Source organism: Caballeronia sp. INML3B, from assembly GCF_023631305.1.
In the GTDB taxonomy this organism is placed as follows: domain Bacteria; phylum Pseudomonadota; class Gammaproteobacteria; order Burkholderiales; family Burkholderiaceae; genus Caballeronia; species Caballeronia turbans.
In genome coordinates this window covers 40795-51115 of record NZ_JALQDI010000039.1, presented here as the reverse complement: position 1 = coordinate 51115, position 10321 = coordinate 40795, and the positions used below count along the sequence as shown (strand labels likewise).

The window sequence follows — 10321 nt, the reverse complement described above, 5'->3', positions numbered from 1 at the left end:
CGGGGCAATTGGCAAGCGCACGCTGAAAAGCCATGCCCACCGGTGTAGCTGGCCCAGTAGCAAAACACTACCGAACAGACACAAATCAAACTCCCAACAACCCCAAACCCCATCAAAACAAAGGCATAAACTGATACCCCAACCCGCCGAACCGGCGAAAGAAGGCAAAAAAGGACGCGCCACATGGCAAATGCACTCCCCGAAAAGTTACTCCCGGGCGCCCCCTACCCGCTCGGAGCCAACTGGGACGGTCTGGGCGTGAACTTCGCGGTGTTTTCATCGAATGCACATCGCATCGAGGTATGTCTCTTCGACAGCACCGGCCGCAAGGAACTGATGCGCTTCGACCTGCCCGAGTGCACCGATGAAATCTGGCACGGTTATCTGCCCGGCGCGCATCCGGGCACGGTCTATGGTTTCCGCGCGCACGGCCCGTATCAGCCGCAGCAGGGGCATCGCTTCAATCCGCACAAGCTTCTGCTCGATCCCTACGCAAAAAAACTCGTCGGTCCCTGGCGCTGGTCGGACGCGCTCTTCGGCTATCGCGTGCATTCGAACCGGCTCGACATGTCAGTCGATCGCCGCGATTCCGCGCCCGCGATGCCCAAGTGCATCGTCACCGACGACGCCTTCGACTGGTCGCGCGACGTGCGCCCCGACACGCCCTGGGGCGAAACCATCGTGTATGAGACGCACGTGCGCGGTGCATCGATGTTGCGCAACGACATCCGCCAGCACGAGCGCGGCACCTTCGCGGCGCTGTCGTCGCCGTGGTTCATCGAGCACTTGCAGAAGCTCGGCATCACCGCCGTCGAGTTCCTGCCGGTGCATGCGTTTCTGAACGACCGCTTCCTCGTCGAGCGCGGCCTCAGGAACTACTGGGGTTACAACACCGCCGCGTTCTTTGCGCCGGAGCCTTCCTATCTCTCGACACATCGTCTGAACGAAATGCGCATCGCCGTGCGCCGGTTGCACGCGGCGGGCATCGAAGTATTTCTCGACGTCGTCTACAACCACACGTGCGAAGGCAACGAACTCGGACCCACGGTCTCGTGGCGCGGCCTCGACAACGCGAGCTATTACCGCCTGATTCCCGGCGACGAACGCCACTACATCAACGACACCGGCTGCGGCAATACGCTGAACCTGTCGCACCCGCGCGTGCTGCAGATGGTGATGGATTCGCTGCGCTACTGGTGCACCGCGTTCAACATCGACGGCTTCCGCTTCGATCTCGGCGTCACGCTCGGCCGCGAGGGGCATGGCTTCGATCCGGGCTCGGGCTTCTTCGATGCGGTCCGTCAGGACCCGGTCCTCTCCACGCGCAAGCTCATTTCCGAGCCGTGGGACATCGGGCCGGACGGCTATCAGGTGGGCAATCATCCGCCCGGCTTCGCTGAATGGAACGACAAGTATCGCGATGGCGTGCGACGTTTCTGGCGCGGCGATTCAGGCATGCGCCCCGATCTCGCCGCGCGCCTCACCGGTTCCGCGGAGCTCTTCAATCGCCGCTTCAGGAAGCCGTGGGCATCGGTGAACTTCGTCGCGTCACATGACGGTTTCACGCTCGCCGATGTCACCGCCTATTCGCACAAGCACAACGAAGCGAATCAGGAAGGCAACAACGACGGCCACAACGAAAACTGCAGCGCGAACTGGGGCGTCGAAGGCCCGACCGACGACCCCGCGATCCTCGGCGTGCGCGCGCGTCTCGCCCGCTCGATGATCGCGACGACACTGCTCTCGCTCGGCACGCCGATGCTCCTCGCCGGCGACGAATTCGGCCGCACGCAGCACGGCAACAACAACGCCTATTGCCAGGACAACGAGATTTCCTGGCTCGACTGGGACGCGGCGGCAAGCCCGAAAGGCGTCGAGATGACGGAGTTTGTCGCAAGAGTTATTGCACTGCGCAAAAACTACCCGGTTCTGCGCGAAACCCGCTTTCTTTACGGCGACCGCGAAGTGCTGCCGGGTCTCTACGATGTAAGCTGGTTCGATGAACGCGGCACCGCGCTTTCGATCGAAGCATGGCAGGACCCGGAGGGCCGCGCGCTCACGCTGCGGCGCGCCGGGCCGGGCGTCGATGGCGAAATCGACGTGCTGCTCATCATGTTCAACGCATCGTCGCAATCGCTCGTGTTCACGCCGCCCGCGCCGCACTTGGAATGGAACGTGCTCCTCGATAGCGCGGAGCCCGACTCCGTCACGCGGCCGCTCGTCGGAAGCGAAATCGAGGTGGCCTCGCACAGTGTCGTGGTGATGCTGGCCGAGCCCACCGGCGAGGCGGACTGGCAGGCGGTGTGGATGGCAGGCGCGCATCAGGGGCCGCGTCTTCTGACGGCGCTGCCGCCCGATCCCGGCACGTTGCCGTCGCATCGCGAGCCGGAAATCGACTCTCCGCACTGACGCGCGCAACCCGTTCACCCATCGCGGAACATCGTCGAAACAGCAGCACATACAGGCAGGAAATCATGTCCGAACGTCCGATCGATCCGCACAAGCATCAACATGCGTATTGCCTTCCTTTCGGCGCTCATCTGACGGGCGCCGCACGCGAGAATCCGCGCACGCGTTTCCGTTTCTGGGCGCCATCGCGCGATGCAGTGCAAGTCGAAATCCAGCGTGCGGGCGGCACGCCCGAACGTGTCGACATGCAGCCGACCGGCGACGGCTGGTTCGAAGCCGAGGCCGATGGCGGCGCGGGCACGTTGTATCGCTATCGGCTCGACGACGATCTCGCGGTGCCCGACCCCGCTTCGCGTTTTCAGCCGCAGGACGTGCACGGCCCGAGCGAAGTCGTCGATCCGCGCGCGTATCGCTGGACGCACACGAACTGGCACGGCAGGCCGTGGGAAGAAACCGTGCTTTACGAACTGCATGTCGGCGCGATGGGCGGCTTCGCGGGCGTCACCGCACGTCTGCCCGAACTCGCGCAACTGGGCGTGACGGCCATCGAACTGATGCCGCTCAACGATTTCTCCGGTACGCGCAACTGGGGCTACGACGGCGTGCTGCCCTACGCGCCCGATTCGGCGTATGGCCGTCCCGAAGACCTGAAGAAGCTCATCGATACGGCGCACGGCCTCGGCCTGATGGTCTTCCTCGACGTGGTCTACAACCACTTCGGCCCGGACGGCAACTATCTGAACGCATACGCGAAGACCTTTTTCCGCGAAGGCGTGGACACGCCTTGGGGCCCGGCGATCGACTTCGAGCGCCCGCAAGTGCGCGACTTTTTCTTCGACAATGCCCTGTATTGGCTCAACGAATACCGTTTCGATGGCCTGCGGCTCGACGCGGTGCATGCGATCAACGACGACGAATGGCTGCGCGAGCTCGCGCATCGCGTGCGCAGTTCGGTCGAGGCGGGCCGTCATGTGCATCTCGTGCTGGAGAACGAGCACAACACGGCGAATCTGCTCGAATCGCATTTCGACGCGCAATGGAACGACGATGCGCACAACACGTTGCACGTGCTTCTGACCGGCGAAGACGAGAGTTACTACGGCGCGTATTGCGACAAGCCGATCGAGAAGCTCGCGCGCGTTCTGAAGGAAGGCTTCGTGTATCAGGGCGACCCGTCGCCGATACACGACGGCAAGCCGCGCGGCGAAAAGAGCGCGCATCTGCCGCCGACGCGCTTCGTGATGTTCCTGCAGAACCACGATCAGGTCGGCAACCGCGCGATGGGCGATCGCCTGCGTTCACTCACCGACGACGAATCGCTCTTCGCCGCGACCGGCCTCCTGCTGCTGTCGCCGCAGATTCCGCTGCTCTTCATGGAAGAGCAATACGGGTCGAAGCAGCCGTTCCTGTTCTTCACGGACTATCACGACGAACTCGCCGATGCGGTGCGTGAAGGCCGCCGCAAGGAATTCGCGAAATTCTCCGTGTTCAGCGACGAAAAGCGCCGCGCGCAGATTCCCGATCCGAACGACGCGAAGACCTTCGAGGCGTCCTCGCCTAAGCTGTCGGACAAGCAGGACGAAGAGGACCGGCTCGAATGGCTGCACTTCTACCGCTCGGCGCTCACGGTGCGCGCGAAGCTCGTGACGCCGCGTCTGAAGGGCGCGAAATCGCTCGGCGCGGACGTGCTCGGCGACAAGGCGCTCGTCGCGCGCTGGAAGCTCGGCGACGGCGAGACGCTGAGCGTCGCGCTCAATCTCGGCGAGAGCGCCATCGCGCTGAAGGAATGTCCACCGGGCAAGCTCGTCTTCGAGACGCCGGCGCGCGCGCAGGATCGCGCGCGTGACGGCGAGCTCGGCGCCCGCACCTTCCTCGCCTGGCTCACCGGCGAGGTGAACGAATACGCGATCGCGCACGATGCGCGCCGCTTCGAACCGGCATCGGCCGAAGGAAAACGCTCGTGAGCGCCGCCGCAAGCAAGACGAACAGCGCCCGCGCCGCGCGTCCCGTGAGCAGCATCGAGGCGCTCGCGGAACGCGCGGGCTTCGAGATCGAATGGCAGGACGCGCACAAGAACACGCAGCGCGTGCCGGAGACGACGCTGCGCATCCTGCTCGAAAAGCTCGGCCTGCCGTGCGGCAACGCCACGCAGATCAGGCAGAGCATGGCCGCCGTCGATGCCGAAATGAGCGGCCGCAAGCTGCCGCCGCTCATCACCGCCGAAGTGGATCGCGGCATCGCGCTGCCGGTGTCGGCGGCGAAGTCGGGCGCGCGCTATCGCATCGAACTGGAAAGCGGCGCGGTGATCGACGGGCGCTTCACGTCGCCCAAGGGCGAGATCGCGCTGCTCTCGCCGATCGCGGAGCCGGGCTATCACACGCTCGTCATCAACGACCATCGCACGACGCTCGCGGTCGCGCCGGCGCGCTGCTACACGATCGACGATGCGTGGCGCGCGCTCGGCGAAGACACGGCGGCGGCGGACACGGCGCCGCCGCTCTGGGGTGTCGCCGCGCAGGTGTACGGCCTGCGGCGCAACGGCGATGGCGGCATCGGCGATTTCACGGCCCTGGCGTCGCTTGCGACGCAAACCGCGAAGCGCGGCGGACATGCCGTCGCGATCAGCCCCATGCACGCGATGTTCAGCGCCGAGCCGAACAAGTTCAGCCCTTATTCGCCGTCGTCGCGACTCTTTCTGAACGTCGCCCACGTCGATCCGGCCGCCGTCCTCGGCGCGCCGGCGGCGCGCGCGGCGATCGAGAAGACCGGCCTCGCCGGGGAACTCGCCGAACTCGAAGGCCTTGCGCTCATCGACTGGCCGCGCGCATCGAAAGCGCGTCTCGCGATTCTGCGCGCGCTCTTCGATACGTTCTCCGAAGACCGCGACTCGCTCTTCGCGAAGGACTTCGCCGCGTTCGTCGAGAAAGGCGGCCGCCCGCTCGAAGATCACGCGCGCTTCGAAGCGCTGCAGGCCGTGCAGATCGCGGAGAACGGCGAAGGCCACTGGCGCAACTGGCCCGAAGCATTGCGCGATCCGCGCAGCGCCGAGGTGACGGCGTTCGCGAACGCCAATCGGCGCGAAGTCGAGTTCCATCTTTTTGCCCAGTGGCTCGCCGCGAAGGGACTCATGCACGCGCAGCACGCCGCACGCGATGCGGGCATGGCCGTGGGACTCGTCGCGGATCTCGCCGTCGGATGCGACAGCGCGGGCAGTCATGCCTGGTCGTATCGCGACGAGATGCTGACGGGCGTGTCCGTCGGCGCGCCGCCCGATCTCTTCAACCAGGCGGGGCAATCGTGGGGCCTGACGACGTTCTCGCCGCGCGCGATGCGCACGCAGGGCTTCGCGGCGTTCATCGACATGCTGCGCTGCGCGTTTGCGCGCGCGGGCGGCATCCGCATCGATCACATTCTCGGCTTGCGCAGGCTCTGGCTCGTGCCCGACGGCGAAAGCGCGAAGGACGGCGCATATTTGCGCTATCCGCTGGAGGATCTACTGCGGCTCATCGCGCTGGAATCGTGGCGGCATCGCGCGATCGTGGTCGGCGAGGATCTCGGCACGGTGCCGCCGGGCTTCACCGAGCGCTTGCAGGAGCACGGCTTGCTGGGCATTCGCGTGCTGTGGTTCGAACGCGAAGTGAATGGGCCGGGCTTCAAGCCGCCGCGCGAATGGGACAGCGGCGTCACCGCGACGACGACGACGCACGATCTGCCGACCGTCACCGGATGGTGGCGCGGCGAGGATATCGTGTGGCGCTCGAAGATCGGCCAGACGACGGCGCGCGCCGATGGCCGCGACGCCGTCGAGGCGGCGCTCGAGGAGCGCGGCGCGGATCGCGAGCAATTGTGGCGCGCGTTCCAGGATGCGGGCATCGCGCCCGGCGACGTGGATGCGCCCGACATCGACAATGCGCCCGTGGATGAAGCGCTCGCCTTCGTCGCCGCGACGCCCGCGCCGCTCGTCACGTATCCGCTCGAAGACCTGCTTGCGCTCGCGGAGCAGCCGAACCTGCCGGGCTCGATCGACGAACATCCAAACTGGCGAAGGCGGCTCGTTCTGCCCGTCGACGAACTGTTTCTCGACGATGCCTTTGCGGACCGCCTGCTCGCCGTCGATGCCGCGCGCAAGCGCTCCGTGCAACCGAACGAACACACATCGAAACCCGAAACACCATGACCGTACCGCGTTCCACGCTCAGGCTTCAGCTTCACAAGGGCTTCACTTTCGACGATGCCGCCGCGCAAGTGGACTACTTCGCGCGGCTTGGCGTGAGTCACGCCTATGTGTCGCCGATCACGACGGCGACCGCCGGCTCCACGCACGGCTATGACGTCGTGGACTACACGCAGGTCAATCCCGAACTGGGCGGCGAAGAGGGTCTGCGGCGCTTCGTCGAGAAGCTGCGCGCGCACGAGATGGGACTCATCGTCGATATCGTCCCGAATCACATGGGCGTGGGCGGATCGGAAAACGCGTGGTGGCAGGACATTCTCGAATGGGGCCGGCATGCCGCGCATGCGCGCTTCTTCGACGTCGACTGGCATTCGCCCGATCCCGCATTGCGCGGCAAGGTGCTCGCGCCGTTTCTGGGCGGCGCCTATGGCGATGAACTGCAGAGCGGCAACATCCGGCTCGCGTATCGCGCGGACGAGGGGCGCTTCGTCATCGAGTATTACTCGAACGTGTTCCCGGTTTGCCCGGTCGATTATCCCGCCGTGTTTCAGGAAGCGCCGGAGCTCGCGCAACGCTTCGCCGGCCTGACGACGCAGCCCGCCGATCAGCCGCGCGCCGCCGATGCGCGCACCGCGCTCGTCACGATCGCGCAGACCGAGGGCGGCCAGGCCGCGATCGAGGCGATCCTCGCCGCGCACGCGCCCGATACGTCCGCGGGCCGCGACCGGCTGCACCGGCTGCTCGAGCGGCAGCATTACCGGCTCGCGTGGTGGCGCACCGCCGCCGACGAAGTGAACTGGCGGCGCTTCTTCGACGTGAGCACGTTAGGCGGCGTGCGCGTCGAGCGGCCCGAGGTGTTCGAGGCGTCGCATGCGCTCGTCTTCAGACTCTTTACCGAAGGTCTGATCGATGGCGTGAGAGTCGATCACGTCGATGGACTCGCCGAGCCGCGTGAATACTGCCAGCGTCTGCGTGCGCGGCTGGAAGAGTTGTCGGAGGAGCGGCCCGAGGCGTTGCGGCACGGTAATGGGCGCACGTATTTCGTCGTCGAAAAGATACTCGCGCGCGGTGAGCCCTTGCGCCGGGACTGGCAGGTCGACGGCACGACCGGTTATGACTTCATGAACGACGTGGGCGCGCTGCTGCACGATCCCGCGGGCGCGGAGCCGCTCGCCGCGCTGTGGGCCGAGATCACCGGCAAGAGCGAGCGCTTCGCCGACGAAGCGCTCGCCGCGCGCCGCAAGATACTCGCGGAGAATCTGTCGGCCGAACTGGATCGCGTGACGCGTGCGCTGCATCGCATCGCGCGGGATGCGCACACCACGCGCGATTTCACCTTCACGTCGATCAGGCGCGCGGTCGCGGAGCTGGTCGTGCAGTTTCCGGTGTATCGCGTCTATCCGGTGAGCGGCGTGCGCAGTCCCGAGGACGAACGCTTCTTCTCCCAGGCGCTCGAAGCCGCGCGCGCCGTGCTTGCGCGCGCCGATCATGTCGTGCTCGATCAGGTCGCGCAATGGCTCGGCGGCAAGCTGCCCGACGAAGCGCCGCCGCAGGCCGAGCGCAATGAACGCACCGAGCGTCCCGAGCGCGGCCGTGATCGCGCCGTGGAGCGCAATCGCGAACGCGATCGCAATCAGGCGCCGGCGGGCCAGACTCCGCCGCCGTCGAGCGGTGCGCAGCGGCGCGCGGCGCAGACGCTGTTCTCGCAACTGACTTCGCCGGTGGCGGCGAAGGCCGTCGAGGATACGGCGTGTTATCGCTATGGACGCCTCATTTCGCGCAATGAAGTCGGCGCGGATCCGGGCGAATTTGCATTGTCCGTCGATCAATTTCATGCGTGCAATCGCGAACGCTTCGACGCCTTTCCGCACGCGATGCTTTGCACGGCGACGCACGATCACAAGCGCGGCGAGGACGTGCGCGCACGCATCGCGGCCTTGAGCGAGATCCCCGATGAATGGGCCGCGACGCTCAGGCAGTGGTCCACATTGAACACGCCGCTGCGTCGCGGACCGAGCGGCGGACATGGCGAAACCGGCGATGTGCATGACTGGGCGCCGGGACCGGCCGCTGAGGCGATGCTGTATCAGACGCTGATCGGCTGCTGGCCGCCGACGCTCGCGCCCGACGACGAAGCGGGCGTTCATGCGCTCGCCGAGCGTGTGGCGGGCTGGCAGTTGAAAGCGCTGCGCGAGGCGAAGTTGCGCACGAGCTGGTTCGCGCCCGACGAAGCGTATGAGAACGCGTGCAAGGACTTCTTGTTCGATATCGTTGCGCCGCAGCGGCGCAACGGCTTCCTGCAGGAGTTGTCGGCGTTCGTCGCGCGCATCGGGCCGCTGGGTGCGATCAACAGTTTTCAGCAGACGCTGTTGCGATTGACGTCGCCTGGCGTGCCGGATCTTTATCAGGGCACGGAGCTGTGGGACTTCAGTCTCGTGGATCCCGACAATCGGCGGCCGGCGGACTATGAATTGCGCCGGCAGTGGCTCGCTGAAGTCGAAGAGAAAGGACCGCCTTCGGAGCAACTGGCGAACTGGCGCGATGGGCGCGTGAAACTGGCGCTCGCGCGGCGGGCTTTGGCTTTGCGCAAGCATTGCGAGTCTTTGTTCGCTCAAGGCGAGTATGTGCCGCTTCACGTGCAAGGCGAACATGCGGATCGCGTGATCGCCTATGCGCGGCATGCAGGGAGCGCGTTTGCGATCGTGATTGCGACGCGGCTTGCCGCGCCATTGTTGGGCGTTGGGCGTGATGTGCCGCTCGTCGAGCCGGAGCGATGGGGCGATTCCTTCATCGTGCTGCCCGAGGCGCTTCATTCTCGCGCGTTGTTCGACTGGCTGAGCCCGAATGCGCCCAAGGCCGAAGGCGAGAGGTTGTTTTTGCGCGATGCGCTTGGGGTTATGCCGGTGGCTTTGCTGGTTGAGGAAGGTGTACCGACGCCTTAAGGAGGAGCGTTCCTTCCCCTTCCGGAATCCTGTATTCGCGTCGGTTTATCAGCGCTGCCCCGGGGCGGGCGGCAGTCACTTTTTTGCTGCTGAAAAGAAAACCTGTAGCGTCGCGCTAATCGAACACTCTTCCCCACCGGGAACCGCCTCGCCGTCCACGACAACGCTTTGCGCTTCCCGCAGCACGCGGACGTTCATTCGCGCGTGCGCGACTGCTTACGCTGCGTAGCGTATCGACCAGGCCATCGGGAAAACGGCGCGGGCGCAACGCGCCTCAAACCTGCCCAGCGGTGTCGGACAAACATTCGCAAAAACAAGCCGCGTTCGCGTACGCCTCGCACGAGTGCATTACAAACAAGATTCGCTCGCACCGGTCGCATGGTCTCTCATCCAAGCATATGCGGCAGCCCCCATCTGCCGATCGGGCAGAGTCGGTCGAATAACGATGCGAACCGGATTCGCTGATACGCCGCCCCCATTCGCGAATGGAACGATCGAAGATATCGTGCCCTTGTACACGAGTTCTAATCTTCCAAGATCAAGAGAGAGATTGTGTACTTGTCGGGCTTTAGCAGGCCGTCGAAATATCCCTTCGTGAGCGCGCGCCTATTCAATCGAAAGAGCAGCGAATTGATTTTACGAGATATCCAATTTTTCGCTGCTTATCGTCCGTGTTTCTGGCCTAAAGGTTTCCCCGTCTCCATCCTGAAAAGAATCTCGCATACGTTTCGCCGGTCGAATCGGAGCCTCACGATTCGACCGTTCTAGCAGCGCGCGGGCTCCGAGCCCCTCACTC

Annotated in this window: 4 protein-coding genes; all 4 read left to right on the top strand. The window is 65.1% G+C overall.

Features of this window, described 5'->3' with window-relative positions; all coding sequences use genetic code 11:
* Positions 1–183 precede the first annotated feature (183 nt).
* On the top strand, positions 184–2409 hold the full coding sequence (gene glgX, locus NCS58_RS14610) for a glycogen debranching protein GlgX (RefSeq protein ID WP_061118337.1): 2226 nt from the start codon (positions 184–186) through the stop codon (positions 2407–2409).
* 65 nt (positions 2410–2474) lie between these two features.
* Positions 2475–4373 carry a malto-oligosyltrehalose trehalohydrolase gene (gene treZ / locus NCS58_RS14605; protein WP_250477280.1) on the top strand — a complete coding sequence of 633 codons (1899 nt, stop codon included), beginning with the start codon at positions 2475–2477 and terminating at the stop codon, positions 4371–4373.
* Positions 4370–6586, top strand: coding sequence for a 4-alpha-glucanotransferase (gene malQ / locus NCS58_RS14600; RefSeq protein ID WP_061118339.1), 2217 nt, complete (start codon positions 4370–4372; stop codon positions 6584–6586). Before treZ ends, malQ begins: the two co-directional genes overlap by 4 nt.
* Positions 6583–9525: a malto-oligosyltrehalose synthase gene (gene treY, locus NCS58_RS14595; RefSeq protein WP_250477279.1), complete on the top strand. Its 2943-nt coding sequence runs from the start codon at positions 6583–6585 to the stop codon at positions 9523–9525. The genes malQ and treY overlap by 4 nt, the downstream gene beginning before the upstream one ends.
* Positions 9526–10321 lie beyond the last annotated feature (796 nt).